Source organism: Bradyrhizobium guangzhouense (assembly GCF_004114955.1).
In the GTDB taxonomy this organism is placed as follows: domain Bacteria; phylum Pseudomonadota; class Alphaproteobacteria; order Rhizobiales; family Xanthobacteraceae; genus Bradyrhizobium; species Bradyrhizobium guangzhouense.
Window position 1 is genome coordinate 626,723 of sequence record NZ_CP030053.1, and the last position, 16,586, is coordinate 643,308.

The 16,586-nt window shown below is 64.6% G+C and carries 17 protein-coding genes; 10 read left to right on the plus strand and 7 right to left on the minus strand.

Annotated features, from left to right (window positions below):
- Positions 1–8 precede the first annotated feature (8 nt).
- The 3 genes from XH91_RS03100 to XH91_RS03110 all read left to right on the plus strand — a co-directional run bounded on the left by XH91_RS03100 (position 9) and on the right by XH91_RS03110 (position 2,977).
- Entirely contained in the window at positions 9–989 is a 981-nt protein-coding gene (locus XH91_RS03100) for a Bug family tripartite tricarboxylate transporter substrate binding protein (protein WP_164934038.1), read from the plus strand.
- A gap of 123 nt (positions 990–1,112) precedes the next feature.
- A complete protein-coding gene (locus XH91_RS03105) occupies positions 1,113–2,384 on the plus strand; it encodes a DUF2157 domain-containing protein (RefSeq protein ID WP_128949222.1) in 1,272 nt (423 codons plus the stop codon).
- Positions 2,381–2,977 carry a GDYXXLXY domain-containing protein gene (locus XH91_RS03110; protein ID WP_128949223.1) on the plus strand — a complete coding sequence of 199 codons (597 nt, stop codon included), beginning with the start codon at positions 2,381–2,383 and terminating at the stop codon, positions 2,975–2,977. Before XH91_RS03105 ends, XH91_RS03110 begins: the two co-directional genes overlap by 4 nt.
- Here the strand turns inward: XH91_RS03110 and XH91_RS03115 are convergent.
- A complete protein-coding gene (locus XH91_RS03115) occupies positions 2,974–4,341 on the minus strand; it encodes an aminotransferase-like domain-containing protein (RefSeq protein ID WP_164934048.1) in 1,368 nt (455 codons plus the stop codon). The genes XH91_RS03110 and XH91_RS03115 overlap by 4 nt on opposite strands.
- A gap of 162 nt (positions 4,342–4,503) precedes the next feature.
- On the opposite strand from XH91_RS03115, the gene XH91_RS03120 reads away from it, so the two are divergent.
- Positions 4,504–5,364, plus strand: a complete 861-nt coding sequence (locus tag XH91_RS03120) for a DMT family transporter (protein WP_128949225.1) — start codon at positions 4,504–4,506, stop codon at positions 5,362–5,364.
- A 10-nt stretch (positions 5,365–5,374) separates the two neighbouring features.
- On the opposite strand, the gene XH91_RS03125 is transcribed toward XH91_RS03120, so the two are convergent.
- Complete coding sequence (locus XH91_RS03125) at positions 5,375–6,589, minus strand: EAL domain-containing response regulator (protein WP_128949226.1); 1,215 nt, start codon at positions 6,587–6,589, stop codon at positions 5,375–5,377.
- A gap of 442 nt (positions 6,590–7,031) precedes the next feature.
- On the opposite strand from XH91_RS03125, the gene XH91_RS38665 reads away from it, so the two are divergent.
- A complete protein-coding gene (locus XH91_RS38665) occupies positions 7,032–7,193 on the plus strand; it encodes a hypothetical protein (protein ID WP_164938243.1) in 162 nt (53 codons plus the stop codon).
- Positions 7,194–7,205: 12 nt separating this feature from the next.
- Here the strand turns inward: XH91_RS38665 and XH91_RS03130 are convergent, their stop codons facing one another.
- A complete protein-coding gene (locus XH91_RS03130) occupies positions 7,206–8,369 on the minus strand; it encodes a hypothetical protein (RefSeq protein ID WP_128949227.1) in 1,164 nt (387 codons plus the stop codon).
- Positions 8,370–8,708: 339 nt separating this feature from the next.
- On the opposite strand from XH91_RS03130, the gene XH91_RS03135 reads away from it, so the two are divergent.
- Complete coding sequence (locus tag XH91_RS03135) at positions 8,709–9,329, plus strand: helix-turn-helix domain-containing protein (protein ID WP_128949228.1); 621 nt, start codon at positions 8,709–8,711, stop codon at positions 9,327–9,329.
- A gap of 27 nt (positions 9,330–9,356) precedes the next feature.
- On the opposite strand, the gene XH91_RS03140 is transcribed toward XH91_RS03135, so the two are convergent.
- The 4 genes from XH91_RS03140 to XH91_RS03155 all read right to left on the minus strand — a co-directional run bounded on the left by XH91_RS03140 (position 9,357) and on the right by XH91_RS03155 (position 11,825).
- Positions 9,357–9,605 (minus strand): hypothetical protein, encoded by a 249-nt coding sequence (locus XH91_RS03140; protein WP_057740838.1) that lies wholly within the window; start codon positions 9,603–9,605, stop codon positions 9,357–9,359.
- A 98-nt stretch (positions 9,606–9,703) separates the two neighbouring features.
- Entirely contained in the window at positions 9,704–10,099 is a 396-nt protein-coding gene (locus XH91_RS03145) for an Hpt domain-containing protein (RefSeq protein ID WP_128949229.1), read from the minus strand.
- Between the two features lie 133 nt (positions 10,100–10,232).
- Positions 10,233–10,928, minus strand: a complete 696-nt coding sequence (locus tag XH91_RS03150) for a Crp/Fnr family transcriptional regulator (protein WP_245470912.1) — start codon at positions 10,926–10,928, stop codon at positions 10,233–10,235.
- Between the two features lie 186 nt (positions 10,929–11,114).
- Positions 11,115–11,825, minus strand: coding sequence for a Crp/Fnr family transcriptional regulator (locus XH91_RS03155; protein WP_128954703.1), 711 nt, complete (start codon positions 11,823–11,825; stop codon positions 11,115–11,117).
- A 515-nt stretch (positions 11,826–12,340) separates the two neighbouring features.
- Here XH91_RS03155 and XH91_RS03160 point away from each other — a divergent pair.
- The 4 genes from XH91_RS03160 to XH91_RS03175 all read left to right on the plus strand — a co-directional run bounded on the left by XH91_RS03160 (position 12,341) and on the right by XH91_RS03175 (position 16,567).
- Entirely contained in the window at positions 12,341–12,748 is a 408-nt protein-coding gene (locus tag XH91_RS03160) for a response regulator (RefSeq protein ID WP_164934047.1), read from the plus strand.
- Positions 12,749–12,847: 99 nt separating this feature from the next.
- On the plus strand, positions 12,848–13,093 hold the full coding sequence (locus XH91_RS03165; protein ID WP_128949232.1) for a hypothetical protein: 246 nt from the start codon (positions 12,848–12,850) through the stop codon (positions 13,091–13,093).
- 72 nt (positions 13,094–13,165) lie between these two features.
- The gene (locus XH91_RS03170) at positions 13,166–16,009 is read left to right on the plus strand and encodes a hybrid sensor histidine kinase/response regulator (RefSeq protein WP_128949233.1); all 2,844 of its coding nucleotides are present in this window, start codon (positions 13,166–13,168) and stop codon (positions 16,007–16,009) included.
- A gap of 81 nt (positions 16,010–16,090) precedes the next feature.
- Positions 16,091–16,567 carry a chemotaxis protein CheW gene (locus tag XH91_RS03175; RefSeq protein ID WP_128949234.1) on the plus strand — a complete coding sequence of 159 codons (477 nt, stop codon included), beginning with the start codon at positions 16,091–16,093 and terminating at the stop codon, positions 16,565–16,567.
- The last annotated feature ends 19 nt before the right edge of the window (positions 16,568–16,586 follow it).

A 16,586-nucleotide genomic window follows, 5' to 3' on the forward strand; every position in this document is an offset into this window, starting at 1 on the left:
GGAAGAACGTGCTTCACGTTGCAAGACGCCGCATTCTGGCCGTGCTGTCGGGCGCGGCTCTCGCCGCGCTGTTGCCGCAAGCGGCTGACGCGGCCTATCCGGAGCAGCTGATCAAGATCATCGTGACGTTTCCGCCCGGCGGCAGCGCCGACACCGTCATCCGGGCGCTCGAGCCGGTGGTCACCGCCGAACTCAAGCAGAACCTCGTGATCGAGAACCGCGCCGGCGCCGGCGGCAATATCGGCATGGCGGCGGTCGCGCAGGCCAAGCCCGACGGTTACACGCTCGGCGTTGCGCCGGCCGGCGCGCTGACGGTGAATCCGCACCTCAATTCGTCGATGCCGTTCGACCCGAAGGATCTCGTGCCGATCACCTTGCTTGCGGAAATTCCCTTCGTGCTGGTCTCCTCGGCCAGCGTTCCCGCGCACAATGTCGCGCAGACGATTGCACTCGCCAAGGCCAAGCCCGGCGCGCTGTCGATCGGTCATGGCGGCAATTCGACGGCGATGCATTTGACCGCCGCGCTGTTCACGCAGAAGGCGGGGATCGACATGGAGCTGATACCGTATCGCGGCACCGCGCCGGCCACCGTCGACGTCCTCGCAGGCCATGTCCCCTTCGCGGTGCTGGATATCCCCTCGTCAAGGCAGCTCATCCTCGAGGGCAAGCTCAACGCCATCGGCGTGTCCTCGGGACGGCGCCTGGATTCCCTGCCCAACGTGCCGACGCTTGCCGAGGGCGGCCTTGCGGGTTTCGAATCCATCGGCTGGTTCGGGCTCGTCGCTCCAGCGGGCACGCCCGCCGATATCGTCGGCAGGCTGAACCAGGCCTTCACGAAAGCCCTGAAAGACCCTGATGTGGCCGAGAAGATCAAGACCCTCGGCGCCGAGCCGGCGCCGAATTCGCCGGACGAATTCGGCCGCTTCATTCAGAGCGAGAGCACGAAATGGGGCAAGCTGATCAGCGAGGCCGGCATCAAGGCGAATTAGGCGATCTTGTCGTCTGGCGCAGCCGGGACGGCCAGCCGGAGCGTTGACAGGTTGAACCTGCCACCGGCGCGATCCGACCAATCTCCCGCAGTCCGCCGCCAGCGAGCCAGGTGATCCACGAGGATGTTCGACAAGACCTACCGGCAACGCCTCGAGGCTGACCTCGCGCAATGGGAAGCCGATGGCGTGATTGCGCCGGCGGCAGCTAGCTCCATCCGCAATGCGCTGCCGCCGCTCTCACCCGGCATCAACATCGCCGTGGTCGTTGCCATCGTCGGTGGCCTCCTGATCGCGGCAGCTTTCCTCGCCTTCGTCGCGGCGCACTGGACGGAGATCGCGCGCCTGCTGCGGTTTGCGATCCTGCTCGCCGGCATGATCGTCGCCGGCGGTCTCGGCGCATGGTTCGCAGCATCCGGCCGCAGCGTTCTCGCCGATCTCTGCGCCAGCATCGGTGCCATCATCTTCGGTGCGGGCATTGCGCTGGTCGGCCAGATGTATCATCTCGGCGACGATTTTGCCGGCGGCATGCTGCTGTGGTCGACAGGCGCCTTCGCCGCGGCGCTGCTGACCGGCTCGCGCGGCGCGCTCGCGGTCGGCCTCGCCGCAGCCTGCATCTGGACTTGCATGCGTGTCTACGACGCGCCCGATGCCTTGCATCTGTCATTCCCTGTGGTCTGGCTGATCGCGGCCGCCATTGCGTTCGCCTGGAATTCCCGCGTCGCGGCCCACCTCGTTGCATCAGCCGTGCTGCCGTGGTGGATCGCCACATCGCTTCGCTTCGATCTCGACGGGATGCAGCCGTCATTCGTGCTGGCCAATGGTGCGGCGCTGCTGTTCGGCGCCGGCCTCGCGATCGCAGCTCACCCGTCGCCGCGAGCGCAGCGGCTTGGCAGCGTCCTGTCGATCTACGGCGCGTTTTCGCTGGCCGTCGTTGCGTTCCTGGAGGTGACGACGGTGGACGACATCATCCGCTTCCGCACCGGCACGGCGCCGGCCCAGCCGATGTGGGCGATCCTGTGCGGGGTTGCGGGCGTGGCTCTTGCGTTCGCCTCCGCCGGCGTCACCCGGCGCGCAGGTGAAATTCTCGCAGGCCTCGCGATCGGCCTGGTGCTGGTGGCCGCGCCGATCTGGCCGGCGTCCGCGGCCGGAGAGCCCTGGTTCGCCTATGCCGCACTGCTCTGCGCCATGCTGTGCCTCGTCGTCTCAGGCGTGCTCGATGATATCAGGCCGCGTATCGTGGCCGGCTGGCTCGGCATCGCCGGCGTCATCGCGGGCATCACCTGGGCCGTGAAGGGCTCGCTGCTGCGCCGCTCCGCCTTCCTCGCAATGGCCGGCATCATTGCCGTCGTATTTGCATCGGCGCTCAATCGCATGCTGCCGAGGGCCGCGCGATGATCGAATCCATCACATCTGTCTGGCGACGCATCCCGAAAGCCGTGCTGTTCGGTGCCGCCATTCTGCTGCAATGCGCGCTGCTGATCCTGATGGTCGCCGATCGCGTGCAGATCCTGCGCGAGGGGCGGGAGGTCACGTTGCAGACACGGCCGCTCGATCCCCGCGATCTTCTGCGGGGCGATTACGTCACGCTCGGCTACGACATCACGCAACTGCCGGCAGGCGCACTCGCCGGCCAGCCGTCCACTGAGCGTAACCCGATCGTGTTCGTCAGGCTCGCGCCTGACGCTGATGGACTCTACCAGGCCGTCTCGGTGCATGCCGCGCCCGTCGCGGTCACGGCGCCCGACGTATTGATTCGCGGCCGTGTCACATATTCCTGCGGCTCGAACGGCCGTATTTTCTGCGACAAGCTGACGATCAGATACGGGCTGGAAAGCTATTTCGTGCCGGAAGGCGAGGGCAAGAAGCTCGAGCAAGCCCGCAACCAGCAGCAGCTGCGCGTCGTCGCCGCCGTGCTCCCGTCCGGCCGCGCCGCCATCAAGCGGCTGCTGATCGACGGTGAGCCGGTCTATCAGGAGCCGTGGTACTAGCGGCTGGCTTGCGCCTTCAACGTCCGTCGCAGTACGTCCCACATCCGCGGATCGTTCATGTGCGCCACGTTGAACCGCAGGAAGTGTTGCGCGGTTTGCGCCACGCTGAACACATTGCCCGGTGCCAGCACCACATCCTCTTCCAGCGCGGCGCGCGCAACCGCGGTGGCATCCTGTCCGTCGGCAAGGCGGCACCACAGGAAGAAGCCGCCGCGTGGCGTCAACCAGGGCTCGATACCGAGTGCTCCGAGCTTTCGCACGACATCGCGACTGATACGCGCGAGCTTTTGCCGGAGTTCGTCCATGTGCTTGCGATAGCTGCCGCCGGCGAGGACCTTTACGATGATCTCGGTCGCGACCGGGCTCGGGCCGCCAAAGCTGGTTGCGACCTGCAGGTCGACGAGATGCTCGATCCAGTCGGCCCGCGCGGCGATGTAGCCGCAGCGGACCGAGGCGGAGAGTGTCTTGGAGAAGCTGCCGATCCGGATGACGCGGTTCAATCCGTCGAGCGCGGCCAAGCGTGGCGATCGCTCCGGCTCGAAATCGCCAAAAATATCATCCTCGATGATGGTGAGATCGTGCGCGGCAGCCGAGGTCAGAAGCCGGTGCGCGGTCTGAAGCGAGAGCGTCGCGCCGGTCGGGTTGTGCAGCGCTGAATTGGTGATGTAGAGCCGCGGCCGCTCGGCCCCGAGGATCTGCTCGAAGCTGATGACATCAGGACCCGACGGTGTGTAGGGCACGCTGACGATCCTCGCCTGATGGGCGCGCAGTAGTGCACGGAAGTTGAAATAGCAGGGATCGTCGACCAGCACGGTGTCGCCGGGCCGAAGCAGGAAGCGGCAAATCAGATCGGTGGCCTGCGTGCCGGAGCCCGTCAGCATCAGCTGATTGATCGTGGCCTCGATCCCGTCTTCCGCGAGGCGCGTGAGCAACAGCCGGCGCAGCGCGAGCGAGCCGGAGGTCGAGCCGTAGTTCGTCAGCACGCTGGCGTCGGTGCGGGCAAGCGCGCGGGTGGCACGCCGCAGCGCCGTTTCCGGCATCCACTCCGGCGGCAGCCAGCCGCAGCCGGGCTTCGGCACGCGCGCATCCGCATCGAGCGACTGCCTGGAGACCCAGAACGGATCGACGGCCCGGTCGCGGCGCGGCTCGACCTCCGTCAGGGCGAGCGGCGGCGTGACGGTCGGCGAGACGTAGAAGCCCGAGCCGCGGCGGGCGCGGATCATCCCCTCGGCGGCGAGGCGATCATAGGCTTCGACCACGGTGGACGGTGAAACACCCATCGCGGCGGCAAGGCTGCGGATCGATGGCAGGCGGTCGCCCGCACCGAGCGCGCGGCCGGCCACTTTGGCGCGGATCGCGCTCATCACATCGGTGGTGCGCGTGCCGCCACGCCCCTTTGTCTGCGTGTCGCTGTCCAAGGTGTATGACCTTCCATAACCATACAGTTTTGCCAGATTGTATGGCATTGTCACTGGTTTTGCCATCGGCGCGAGCCGAGGATCGCCGTTCAAACAGGCAAAGTGGACATGCAATCTGCAGGCAGCGGCTGGGGCAACGGGCTTCTCGGCGTCATCATCTTCAGTGGCTCATTGCCGGCGACGCGCGTGGCGGTCGGCGGTTTCTCCGCGTTGTTCCTGACCTCGGCACGGGCTATCATTGCGGCGCTGATCGGAGCGGCCGTGCTCGGCCTGCTGCGCCAGGCGTGGCCCGAGCGGAAGGATCTTGCCTCGCTCGTCATCGTTTCGATCGGCGTGGTTGTCGGCTTTCCTCTGCTCACGGCTTTGGCGCTCCAGCACATCACCTCGGCGCATTCGATCGTCTTCATCGGCCTTCTGCCGCTATCGACCGCAATCTTCGCCGTGCTGCGCGGCGGCGAGCGGCCGCGGCCGCTGTTTTGGCTGTTCGCGATCCTCGGCAGCGCCACGGTCGCGGGCTTTGCCCTGTCGAACGGCGGCTCCGCCTCGCTCACCGGCGATCTCCTGATGGTCGCTGCGATCGTGCTGTGCGGGCTCGGCTATGCCGAAGGTGCCGCGCTGTCGCGCCGCATCGGTGGCTGGCAGGTGATCTCCTGGGCGCTGCTGCTGGCGCTGCCGCTGATGCTGCCCCTCATGATCTGGGCGTGGCCGACGGCATGGAGCGGGGTCGGTCTGCCGGCCTGGATCGGCCTTGCCTATGTCTCGATCTTCAGCATGTTCGTCGGCTTCATCTTCTGGTATCGCGGCCTTGCGGTCGGCGGCATCGCGCGCGTCGGCCAGTTGCAGCAGCTGCAGCCGTTCTTCGGGCTCGCGCTGGCAGGCTTCCTGCTGCACGAGCCGGTCGCATGGAGCATGATCGCCGCGACCGCGCTCGTGGTCGTCTGCGTCTTCTTCGCGCGGCGATACGCCTGAGGCTGTCGTCTCACTCCTGCCCCATCACCGTCCGCGTCAGCGCGCTTCTGGCAAACTTCTTCAGCGGCATCGGCTTGCCGAACAGATAGCCCTGCACGAAGTCGAAACCGAGCTCGTTGACGGCCAGCAGGTCGGCGCGGCTTTCGACGCCTTCGGCTACGGCGCCTGCGCCGTAGCCCTGCGCGAGTTCGACGATGTGACGGCACACCGTTCGCTTCAGGCGATCGGAGCTGCAGCCGGTGACGAATTGCCGGTCGGCCTTCAGCTTGACGAAGGGAAGCTTCTCCAGGCCCATCAGGTCCGGCCAGTTGGCGCCGAGATTGTCGACCGACAGGCCGATATTGTGGAAGCTCATCTCGCGCGCAATCTCGCCGAGGAAAGCGAGGTCGTGGATCGCCTCGTCGCTCGCGATCTCGATCGTCAATCCGCCAAAGGCGGGATGCGTTGGCATGCGGCGGCAAAGATCGCTCACGGCCTGCGGCTCCCTGAGATAGGGCGCGGGAAGATTGATCGACAGATCGACCGCGCTCTGCCGCTCCAGAAGGTAGTGCCAGTCCTGCACGGCGCGCTCGATCACGAACTCCGACAGGTCGCGGAAATGCGGATCGTGCGCCTCGGGTATGAAATAGGCCGGCGGCACCACGCCCCAGGTCGGATGGCGCATCCGCACCAGCGCCTCGGCACCACAGCGGACCAGCGAGCGCGCGTCGATTTTCGACTGATACCAGAGCTCGAGCCAGCCCGCATGCAGGGCCTCGCCGACATGAACGGCCGGGCTCGGAGCCGGCTCCTCGGGCAGCAGCATCGCGACGCGCTCACGCAGCGTGTCGGCCGCAAAGGGCGTGGTGAGGGGCGGCAGCATCGCGAGCCCGTATTCCTCGCCGACCTGCTGCACGGCTTTCACGATGATCGAGTCGCGCGCACCGACGGCGAGCACCTTGCCGTCGAAGCCTTCGCGCACCAGAATCTCCAGGAACTGACCGGGCTCGATGCCGTCGGCTGCGATGCCGAGCAGGATCAGGTCCGGCAGATCGGTGGCCAGCATGGTTTGCAGCTCGCTCGCACCGCTGCAGTCGCTGGTGACGAAGCCGAGATCCTCGAGCACCTCGCCCATGAAGGCGCGCAGATGGCGCTTGCTGTCGGCTACGCATGCGCGCGGCATCATCTTCCGCCGTCCGAAGGTTCTTAGCCTCCGCCCGGCGAGCTCACCCATCCCATCGTTCATCTCAGACCACTCCCGTTCCGTGACAGTGTGTTAACGGGATGGGGAGCGTCAAAATATGGAGAGCTTCGCACGAATGTTGAATTATCCCGATAACGTTAAAGCTCGCAACATTCGTAAAATTGTGCGGATTCTCTTCGAGAAGCTTTTACATTCGCCTGCGCGCTGCGTGCAGCCGGGCGCTAATTCAGGTGAAAGCTTGCGAGGAGCGGATCGTCCATACCTGCAGTCGGTGTCCTGCAATTGGACGCAGTCAGCATGCGCTTCGCCTGATTGAATAACGCGGGCCTCAATTGGCCGTGGCTTTGTCGTGTTCGGTCATGCCGACCGCCTATCGTCATACGCCGGATAGAATTCTGTGCGGTGCGGAGCAGGGCACCATCGCAGGTGACTTTTGCGACAAGCTCGCTCCGGGCTGGCGGCAGACAAGTGTGAACCACCTCACATGCCTGATGCTGCACTTGCGCTATTGCTGCGCGCAGCCGGTGGTGGGCTGTCAGGGATTGCAGCTATGTCGATGCGGCGGATGATCTACTGGTGGTTCAGATTCGTGATGTCGGGGCGATTTCTCGATCGCTTCCTGACGCTGCCGCACACGCCCGAATAGCGCCTGAGGATATCAGGTCACCCCGATCAATTTGCGAAACGCCGCCGCGCCGTCCTGCACGGCGTCGCGGCCCTTCCAGGCCAGATAGCTCAGCTTGCCGCCCAACGTGTCCTGGCTGCGCAGCCGCCGCGAGCCGAGGATGTGACCGACATTGGCGGGAAAGCGGCTGACCTCGGCCGCCACCAGCGCGGCGATCGCGTCCATCAATTGCTGAAGCCGGACGCCCCATTCGCATCGCTCGATGCCGTCGATCCGGATCTTGAGCGAATGTTCGACGTCGTAGATTTCGGTGAGCAGGTCGCGCGCGACCAGGAACCGGTTGTGGCGGAGCGCGACCCGCAAAGCGAGGCGCTTGTCGTCGAGCCGGTCGAGCACCATGGGAACGACGCAGGCATAGGGCGATGTCGCAACCTCGTCAGCGCTCTTGCTCGCGGCCGCCTTGGTCGCAAGGTATATGAGCCGCCAGAACGTCTTCAGGCGCCTCGCCACCAATGCGAGCGCAAAGGGCAGCGCATCGGGATAGGCTTTCTTGAAGGCGTCGAGTTGCGCGGTGATCTGTGCAACCTGGCCGTCGTCGAATTTCGTGATCGTGTCGGGCAGCTTCGCGTTGAATTTCGGCAGCGCCTCGCCGGCGCGCAGCACCTGCAGCATCTTCTTCACGTCGTCGAACGCGGTGCGCGAGGCCGTGTATTGCGCGAGCTTGGCGCGCGCGAACTCGGTGCTCTCCGCCGACGCGAGCGTGTTCTCGAGCACCTTGACGACCTTGCCCTGGAAGATCGTCGCGGTCTTCAGCACTTCCTTGGGATTGTTGGCCGTGACCTGGTCGTTGATCGCCTTGATGTAGTCGCGCGCCATGGTCGGCAGCAGGTCGCGGCAGATCCATTCCCAGATCGGGGTGAGCGTATTGCGCGAGATCCGTCCCGCATTCGCGTGCTCGGGCGCGCCGTCGACCAGCAACAGCTCGAGCGGTGCGAAGAAGTACCGCGACGGATTGGTGGCGCGCGCCTGGGTCGATCCATCCTTGCGGAATTCGGCGCGCAGCTTGGCCTGGATCTCCGCCGATCCGGGCATGTCGATGCCGCAGGATTCGAGCCGCTCGAGTTCGCTGAGCAGACAGCTGCGCGACAACGGCGTCAGCTTCTGCAGGAACTCCGAAAGCTCGTCGATCTCGTCCATGGCACGCAATTCTTTCGCAACGATTCCAGCAGGCCTATCGGCCCAATGCATGGAGGCATTTGCGCGCTCTCAATTGTGACACAGAGAAGCAAGCTGCCGTTAATTTATCCGTAAAATGCGGGCCCCGGGTGCCGGCGGGCGCGGCGCTCGTTAAGGATGTCTTTGGAGACTGCCTATGATTTAGGCAGATTCATCAACTCTTGCGGGGCCTTGAGCGGGTCTGCGCAAGCATAAATTGTGCCTATGTCGGCATTCCATCACAGAGCTGCCAGAATCACCGTAGTCTTACGGAGCAGAAAGTTAACCACAGAAGGCCCCGGGTTCCGCTAAACGAGTCACATGGGGTCACAGAACGATACGGTTGCTGATTCGCGGCCGTCGGAAAGGTTCGAAAGCAGCGCTTCTGCGCCTGAAGAGCTCGATTTCGCCCGTCTGAATGCCGCCCGCGCCAAGGCGGCCGACGAGATGGCCGCGGCCATCGCGCGCGAACTCAACGGCCCCCTGACCGCGCTCCTGCTCTATATGGGCGAAATCAAGCATCACAGCGATCAGCTTGCGCCCGTCTCGAGCGACCGCGCCTATCTGCAGCAAGTGATCGAGAACGCGCTGGCCCAGACCGAGCGCGTCTGCGGCCTGGTCAAGCAGCTCACCGGCTCGCACAAGACCGGCTTGCCGGCTCCGTCCATGGCCGAGGAGATCGAGTTGCAGGCGGGTCGCACGTTGCAAGTGCCGCGCGAGGCGGGCTCCGAGCTCTCGAGCCTGTCGGGCAAGCGCCTGACCAAGCGCGAGCGCGAAGTGCTGAGACTGATCAGCGAGGGCTTTTCGAACAAGCAGGGCGCGCTGCGAATGCAGATCAGCCCACGCACTTTCGAGAGCCATCGGGCCGAAGCAATGCGCAAGCTCGGCGCACGCAATACCGCAGATCTCGTCCGCGCGGCGCTGCTGCATTCGATCGATTGAGCCGGTCGTCTGGCGCCGCCTTTGCGCCTAGAAATAGTCTTCGGCGAAGGGACGCACGCGCGACGTCGGCCGCAGCATCTTCGGCTCTTCCTTCGGCGTATTCGGGATGATGGTGATGGTCCAGCGCGGCGGGATGGTCGATTCCTGCTCCAGCACGGAGCGGACAAAACCCGTCACCGTGGACTCGCCCGCCTTCACCGTAGCCATCCGGCCGTTGAACTGGGCGATGCGGAAGCGGCGGACCTCTTTCTGATCCGCGGTCTCATAGGTGAACATGGAAACCCTCCTGGTTTCCGGGGACTATCGCCACCTATGATTAGTCATCTGTGAAAATTACAAACCGTATAAGTACGGCGGGCATTCCGAGGGAACGTTCAAGCCTGCGGTTCCTGCGCCTTCGCGGCGGTAAAGGCTGCGTCCATCTGCTGCAACAGATCGCCAAATTCGGCGTCGTCGAGCGCGCCGGCGGTATCCTCCAGCCGCAGCGCCAGCGTCGCGAGCCTGAGATAGCCGAACGTCCTCGCCGTGCTCTTGAGCGAATGCGCCTCGCGCGCGATCCGGCCGCGATGCTGGCCGAGCGCGAGCGTACGAAACAGCTCGAGCCGCGCACAAGTCTCGCGCCAGAACACCGTGCGCACTTCGCAGGCGTCGTCCTCGCCGATCTCGCGCACCAGGGCTTCGAACGCGCCAGCCTCCCGCAGCGGCTCGAGCTTGCGCTGGGGCGCGGTGTCGTGCGCGCCTGGCGCAGGCGCGAATGCGGCGTCAAACATGGTTGTCCCGGTCCCCGTTATGCGGCGTCCCGGAAATCTACCTCATTCCGATTGCAGTTCTGGTCACGAGATCAGCGGTGTTTGAGGGCCGAGTTAAGCACTTGCTTTACCATCCGACGCTGCGTGCGCGTCGTCAGGGCCCGAGCAGCCGATCGTACTGGGCCTTGACCGTGGCGTAGCATTCGCAAGCCGTCTGGCGCAGCCCGTCCAGATTGAGGATCTGGATGTGTCCGCGGCTGTAGTGGATGAAATTGGCCTGCTGCAAGGTGTTGGCGACCAGCGACACGCTGTTGCGCCGTGCCCCGATCATTTGCGCCATGACTTCCTGCGTCAGCAGCAGCCGGTAGTCGCCCGACAGATCATGCGTGTGCAGCAGGCAGCGGGAGAGCCGCGACTCCACCGGGTGTGCCGCGTTGCAGCCGGCGGTCTGCTGCACCTGCGCGTAAACTGCGAGCCCGTGGCGCGTCAGCAGCGTTCGCAAGCTGGGGCTTTGGTCAGCCGCCATGCGCAGGCGGTCGAGGTCGATCGCCGATGCGACGCCGGGAACGAGCACGATGGCTGTGTTCAGCGCGCATGGATCGCCCATGGTCGAGAGCGCGCCAAGCAGGCTGTCTCGGCCGACCATGGCGACTTGCACATGCTCGCCCTTGGCGAGCTTCACGACCAGCGAGATCACGCCGCGGTGCGGAAAGTAGGCACGCTTCAACGTCTCGCCGGTCTCGACCAGCACGGCGTCATGCGGCAGATCGACCGTGCGCAGATATGGGCGGATCAGTTCATAATCGTCTGTCGACAGCGCCGACAGGAACCCGTTGGATGGGCGCACTATCGTTTCCAAAGCTGACTCCCGTCTCGCGGTCAAATCAATTTCTGTTCGAAATTTATTCCTCGCTCAAGAACAGGTTCCATCTTGTTCCCGGCGGGATAAGTTGGCAATCGCGGACATTACGGATCAGCGCGATCTTTTGTTTCTTCGGTGCCTTGTGTGCACCCCGGAATACAAACTTCGGGGTTATCAGGGCGGGAGTCCCAGGAGCCGCGCGTGATGAGTCTTCGCCGCGGAGTAGCAATCGCAGGACGTCGCCTGTAGGGCGCGCAGATCGGTGATCTCGATCTGGCCCCGGCTGTAGTGGATGATTCCGGCTCGCTGCAGCGCATGCGCGACCAGTGAAACGGCGTTACGCCGGACGCCTATCATCTGGGCCAGGGTCTCCTGCGTCAGCGGGAGGGTTTTCCTGTCGGACAGATCGTGGGCCAGCAGCAGCCACCGCGCCAGCCGCGCCTCGACAGGATGCAGCGTATTGCAGAGCAGCGATTGCTGCGCACGCGCGAGCAGCGCCTGCTCATGCCTGATAACCAGGCCGCGGAACGGAACGCTCGCGGCAGCAGCATTGCGAAAGGCCGGGATTTCCAGGGCGGATGCGGTCCCGGGAAACAGCACGACGGCGTTTGACGCTGCGATTCCATCGGCCAGGGCTGCGCCGCCGGCGACGATGCTGTCGCGTCCGATCATCGCCACTTCGATCGTCTGTCCTTCGGAGAGGCCCACCGTGATCGAAACGGCTCCGTCGTGCGGAAAGTAGACATGTCGCAGCGCCACATCCGCTTCGCTCAAGACAGTTTCTCTGACCAATTCAACCGTGATGAGGTGAGGCCGCAACAGATCGAAGTCGGCTGCGTCGAGCGATTGCAGCAGCTGGTTAGGCGGACGGCCGCTCGCGATCATGTAGAAGCAATCCAACGCATGCCATGAGACGTCGGCGTCGCGCTCCGACATTCAGTTGCGCGGCTACCAAAATATATAATAGTAGTTGTGTTGCTGTCCATATACCTGTTGGGGGGCAGACAGCTTGTCGCATTTGCGGCGGAAATAAGAATTGCGCACTGATTCGTGCGCGCACCGGGCGAGCCAGTCCCGCGTCACGACCCGGGAAAGTGTGTCAGGGGGCCTCATGAGCCGGAAGCGGGCAACCGATCGCAGATACCGCGTGCGCCTTTCCATCGGACTTTGGCCGGTCCATGCCGTCTCGCTGGTTCGCCGATTTTATTCAGCCGTCAGACATAGTTTCGCGCCGTTGCGCGGCCGGGCCGCAGATGCCGCCTTCATCCCGTTCGCATGTTGCGCCAGGCCGACCGCGCTCGCGGTCATCATGATTTCAATGCAAGCGAGAGGAGAACGGCGTGCGCCACGCTTCAATCATTGAATCGTCGAAGCGGAAAATTCAAACGACGACAGAAAGTCTGCGCCACATTCTCGTTGTCGACGATGACCCGATGGTGGCCATGGCCATCGAGATCTATCTCCAGCGAAACAATTTTCGGGTGACGATCGCGGACGGCGGAGAGGCGGGGCTCCGCGCTATCGAAAACGAACAGTTCGACCTGATGATTGTCGATATCTTCATGCCGCACATGCGCGGCTTTGAATCGATCCGGCTGTTTCACGATTGCGCACCCGCAACGCCGCTGATCGCGATGTCCGGCTATGCCTTCGCAGATCTGAATTCGCCTGCGCCCGACTTTCTGAGGATGGCGCTCGAGCTCGGCGCGGCGCGCTGCCTGCGCAAGCCGTTCACGCCCGATGCGCTGCTGGCCGCGATCAGGGGCTGTCTCGCCGAGCACCATGCCGCCGCTATGCGGCTGGGTTAGCGCGTTATCGTTCGCGAGGTCCGGCGGGTAAGGGTCCGTTAACCGCGAGCGTGGGTCTTGCCGATGTCATCAGCACATCGACCCAGGATCGCAGGTGCGATGCCGATCGCGGGCGATTTGATTTCAATTGGCGCGCCGCTCAGGTATCTCTCGACACTGGCGGGATTCTTTTGCGCCTGTCGTGACGCCGTTATCGCGGCGTTTACCCGTCGCGTTCTCGGGCTGACGCCGGGTCGGCGATTTGCCGAAAACCGTTTTCGCATGCCGTCGAACCGCAAACTTCGCTTCAATATCCGTATTAGCACGGAGGATGAAATTAACGGGACCGTGAAAAGGGTTGTCTAACGATCTAGGGGTGGACTTCCGCCAATTGCAGGCAGCGCGGACGTCGAGGTCCAGCTCAGTAAGGCGTAGCTCATGGATGATCTGTTGCGGGAGTTTCTGACGGAGACCAGCGAGAGCCTGGACACCGTCGACAATCAGCTGGTGAAGTTCGAGCAGGAGCCGAACAACGCCAAGATACTGGATAACATCTTCCGCCTGGTTCACACCATCAAGGGGACGTGCGGCTTCCTTGGCTTGCCGCGGCTTGAAGCGCTGGCGCATGCCGGCGAGACCCTGATGGGCAAATTCCGCGACGGCATGCCGGTGACCGGCCAGGCCGTGACGGTGATCCTGTCCTCGATCGACCGCATCAAGGAGATCCTGGCAGGCCTGGAGGCGACCGAAGCCGAGCCCGAGGGGAACGACCGCGATCTCATCGACAAGCTCGAAGCGATGGTCGAGCAGGGCATGGCGGCGATGTCAGCGTCGGCTTCGCCGATCGCGTCAGGCTCGGCGCAGCCGATGCCGGCCGCAGGCGCCGCTGCTCCCGTCGCCGAGGCTCCGCCGCTGGTGCCGGAAGCGCCAGTCGCCGCTGCACCCGCTGCCGCTCCCGCCAAAGAGATGACCACGGGCTCGTTGATCGACCAGACCCTGGAGCGCCCCTTGCGTCCCGGCGAGGTCTCGCTCGACGAGCTCGAGCGCGCCTTCCGCGAGACCGCGATTGAAGCCCCGGTGCCCGCGCCGGTTGCCAGGGCCGAGGTGAAGGCCGAAGAGCCTGCTGCTGAAGCGCCGGCCGCGAAGGACGTGAAGGCGCCCAAGGAGAAGGCCGCGCCGAAGAAGTCGATGGCCGACGAGAATGCCGGCGAAGGCGCCAGCATCGCCAACCAGTCGATCCGCGTCAACGTGGATACGCTGGAGCATTTGATGACCATGGTCTCCGAGCTGGTCTTGACCCGCAACCAGCTCCTGGAGATCTCGAGGCGCAACGAGGACACCGAGTTCAAGGTGCCGCTGCAGCGCCTCTCCAACGTCACCGCCGAGCTGCAGGAAGGCGTCATGAAGACGCGCATGCAGCCGATCGGCAATGCCTGGCAGAAGCTGCCCCGCATCGTCCGCGACCTCTCGAGCGAACTCGGCAAGCAGATCGAGCTGGAGATGCACGGCGCCGACACCGAGCTCGACCGCCAGGTGCTCGACCTGATCAAGGACCCGCTCACCCACATGGTGCGCAACTCCGCCGATCATGGCCTGGAGACCCCCGCCGAGCGCCTGGCCAGCGGCAAGGGCGAGCAGGGCACCATCCGCCTCTCCGCCTATCACGAGGGCGGCCACATCATCATCTGCATCGCCGACAACGGCCGCGGCCTCAACACCGAGAAGATCAAGGCCAAGGCGCTCTCCTCCGGTCTCGTCTCCGAGGCCGAGCTCGAGAAGATGAGCGAAGCCCAGATCCACAAGTTCATCTTCGCGCCGGGCTTCTCCACCGCGGCCGCCATCACCTCGGTCTCGGGCCGCGGCGTCGGCATGGACGTGGTCCGCACCAATATCGACCAGATCGGCGGCACGATCGACATCAAGTCGGTGGCCGGTGAGGGATCCTCCGTCACCATCAAGATCCCGCTGACGCTCGCCATCGTCTCGGCCCTGATCGTCGAGGCCGCCGGCGACCGCTTCGCGATCCCGCAGCTCTCGGTGGTCGAGCTGGTCCGTGCCCGCGCCAATAGCGAGCACCGCATCGAGCGCATCAAGGACACGGCGGTCCTGCGCCTGCGCAACAAGCTGTTGCCGCTGATCCACCTGAAGAAGCTCCTCAAGATCGACGACGGCGCGGCCTCCGATCCCGAGAACGGCTTCATCGTGGTCACGCAGGTCGGCAGCCAGACCTTCGGCATCGTCGTCGACGGCGTGTTCCACACCGAAGAAATCGTGGTCAAGCCGATGTCGACCAAACTGCGTCACATCGACATGTTCTCGGGCAATACCATCCTTGGCGATGGCGCCGTCATCATGATCATCGACCCCAACGGCATTGCCAAGGCGCTCGGCGCCGCCGGCTCCTCGGCCCATGACCTGGCCGACGACAATAGCGGCCATCATATCGGCTCGGGCGAGCAGACCACCTCGCTGCTCGTGTTCCGTGCCGGCTCGTCCCAGCCCAAGGCGGTCCCGCTCGGTCTCGTCACCCGCCTGGAAGAGCTGCCGGCCGACAAGATCGAGTTCTCGAACGGCCGCTACATGGTGCAGTACCGCGAGCAGCTGATGCCGCTGGTGGCCATGGATGGCGTCACCATCGCAAGCCAGGGCGCCCAGCCGATCCTGGTGTTCGCCGATGACGGCCGCTCCATGGGCCTGGTCGTCGACGAGATCATCGACATCGTCGAGGAGCGCCTCAACATCGAGGTCGGCGGCTCGGCTTCCGGCATTCTCGGCTCGGCCGTGATCAAGGGCCAGGCCACCGAGGTGATCGACGTCGGCCACTTCCTGCCGATGGCGTTCGCCGACTGGTTCACCCGCAAGGAGATGAAGCCGTCGATGCACTCGCAGTCGGTGCTGCTGGTCGACGACAGTGCCTTCTTCCGCAACATGCTGGCCCCGGTGCTGAAGGCCGCCGGCTACCGCGTCCGCACCGCGCCGACCGCGCAGGAAGGCCTCGCCGCGCTGCGTGCGCAGACCTTCGACGTGGTGCTGACCGACATCGAGATGCCCGACATGAACGGGTTCGAGTTCGCCGAAGTGATCCGCTCCGACAGCAATCTGGGCTCGATGCCGATCATCGGCCTGTCCGCCCTGGTGTCGCCGGCCGCGATCGAGCGCGGCCGTCAGGCCGGCTTCCACGATTATGTCGCCAAGTTCGACCGTCCCGGTCTGATCGCGGCGCTGAAGGAGCAGACCGCGGGCGCCGCCGGCGCCTCCGAGCTGAGCCGGGCAGCGGCGTAAGGGCATGATCCGGAAAAGTGTGAAGCGGTTTTCCGATCAGATCATGCTCAAAAACAAGGACCTGGATCAGGAGATATCGAGATGAGCAAGCAGAAGACCCAGATCGGCGAAGGCGCCATGGTCGAATACGTCACCGCGATGATCGGCGGCCAGCTGTTCGGCCTGCCGATCTCCCGCGTCCAGGACGTGTTCATGCCCGAGCGCGTCACCCGCGTTCCCTTGTCCTCGCGCGAGATCTCGGGCGTCCTGAACCTGCGCGGCCGCATCGTCACCGTGGTCGACATGCGCGCCCGTCTCGGCCTGCCCAGGGACGAGGACGGCAAGACCCCCATGGCCGTCGGCGTCGATCTGCGCGGCGAATCCTATGGCCTGCTGATCGACCAGATCGGCGAGGTGCTGCGCCTGCCCGAGGACAGCAAGGAAGAGAACCCCGTCAACCTCGACCCCCGCATGGCCAAGCTCGCCGGCGGCGTCCACCGTCTCGACGGCCAGCTCATGGTCGTCCTCGACGTCGATCGCGTCCTCGAGCTCAAGACCGAAGTGCAATTGGCTGCCTGAACTTTCACGAAAGAGATTT

What these genes read in the sequence shown, in the direction of transcription:
- XH91_RS03105 (WP_128949222.1), top strand. Translation starts at nt 1,113, where the DNA reads ATGTTCGACAAGACCTACCGGCAACGCCTCGAGGCTGACCTCGCGCAA.
- XH91_RS03110 (WP_128949223.1), top strand. Translation starts at nt 2,381, where the DNA reads ATGATCGAATCCATCACATCTGTCTGGCGACGCATCCCGAAAGCCGTG.
- XH91_RS03115 (WP_164934048.1), bottom strand. Translation starts at nt 4,341, where the DNA reads ATGAGCGCGATCCGCGCCAAAGTGGCCGGCCGCGCGCTCGGTGCGGGC.
- XH91_RS03120 (WP_128949225.1), top strand. Translation starts at nt 4,504, where the DNA reads ATGCAATCTGCAGGCAGCGGCTGGGGCAACGGGCTTCTCGGCGTCATC.
- XH91_RS03125 (WP_128949226.1), bottom strand. Translation starts at nt 6,589, where the DNA reads ATGAACGATGGGATGGGTGAGCTCGCCGGGCGGAGGCTAAGAACCTTC.
- XH91_RS38665 (WP_164938243.1), top strand. Translation starts at nt 7,032, where the DNA reads ATGCCTGATGCTGCACTTGCGCTATTGCTGCGCGCAGCCGGTGGTGGG.
- XH91_RS03130 (WP_128949227.1), bottom strand. Translation starts at nt 8,369, where the DNA reads ATGGACGAGATCGACGAGCTTTCGGAGTTCCTGCAGAAGCTGACGCCG.
- XH91_RS03135 (WP_128949228.1), top strand. Translation starts at nt 8,709, where the DNA reads ATGGGGTCACAGAACGATACGGTTGCTGATTCGCGGCCGTCGGAAAGG.
- XH91_RS03140 (WP_057740838.1), bottom strand. Translation starts at nt 9,605, where the DNA reads ATGTTCACCTATGAGACCGCGGATCAGAAAGAGGTCCGCCGCTTCCGC.
- XH91_RS03145 (WP_128949229.1), bottom strand. Translation starts at nt 10,099, where the DNA reads ATGTTTGACGCCGCATTCGCGCCTGCGCCAGGCGCGCACGACACCGCG.
- XH91_RS03155 (WP_128954703.1), bottom strand. Translation starts at nt 11,825, where the DNA reads ATGATCGCGAGCGGCCGTCCGCCTAACCAGCTGCTGCAATCGCTCGAC.
- XH91_RS03165 (WP_128949232.1), top strand. Translation starts at nt 12,848, where the DNA reads ATGCCGATCGCGGGCGATTTGATTTCAATTGGCGCGCCGCTCAGGTAT.
- XH91_RS03170 (WP_128949233.1), top strand. Translation starts at nt 13,166, where the DNA reads ATGGATGATCTGTTGCGGGAGTTTCTGACGGAGACCAGCGAGAGCCTG.
- XH91_RS03175 (WP_128949234.1), top strand. Translation starts at nt 16,091, where the DNA reads ATGAGCAAGCAGAAGACCCAGATCGGCGAAGGCGCCATGGTCGAATAC.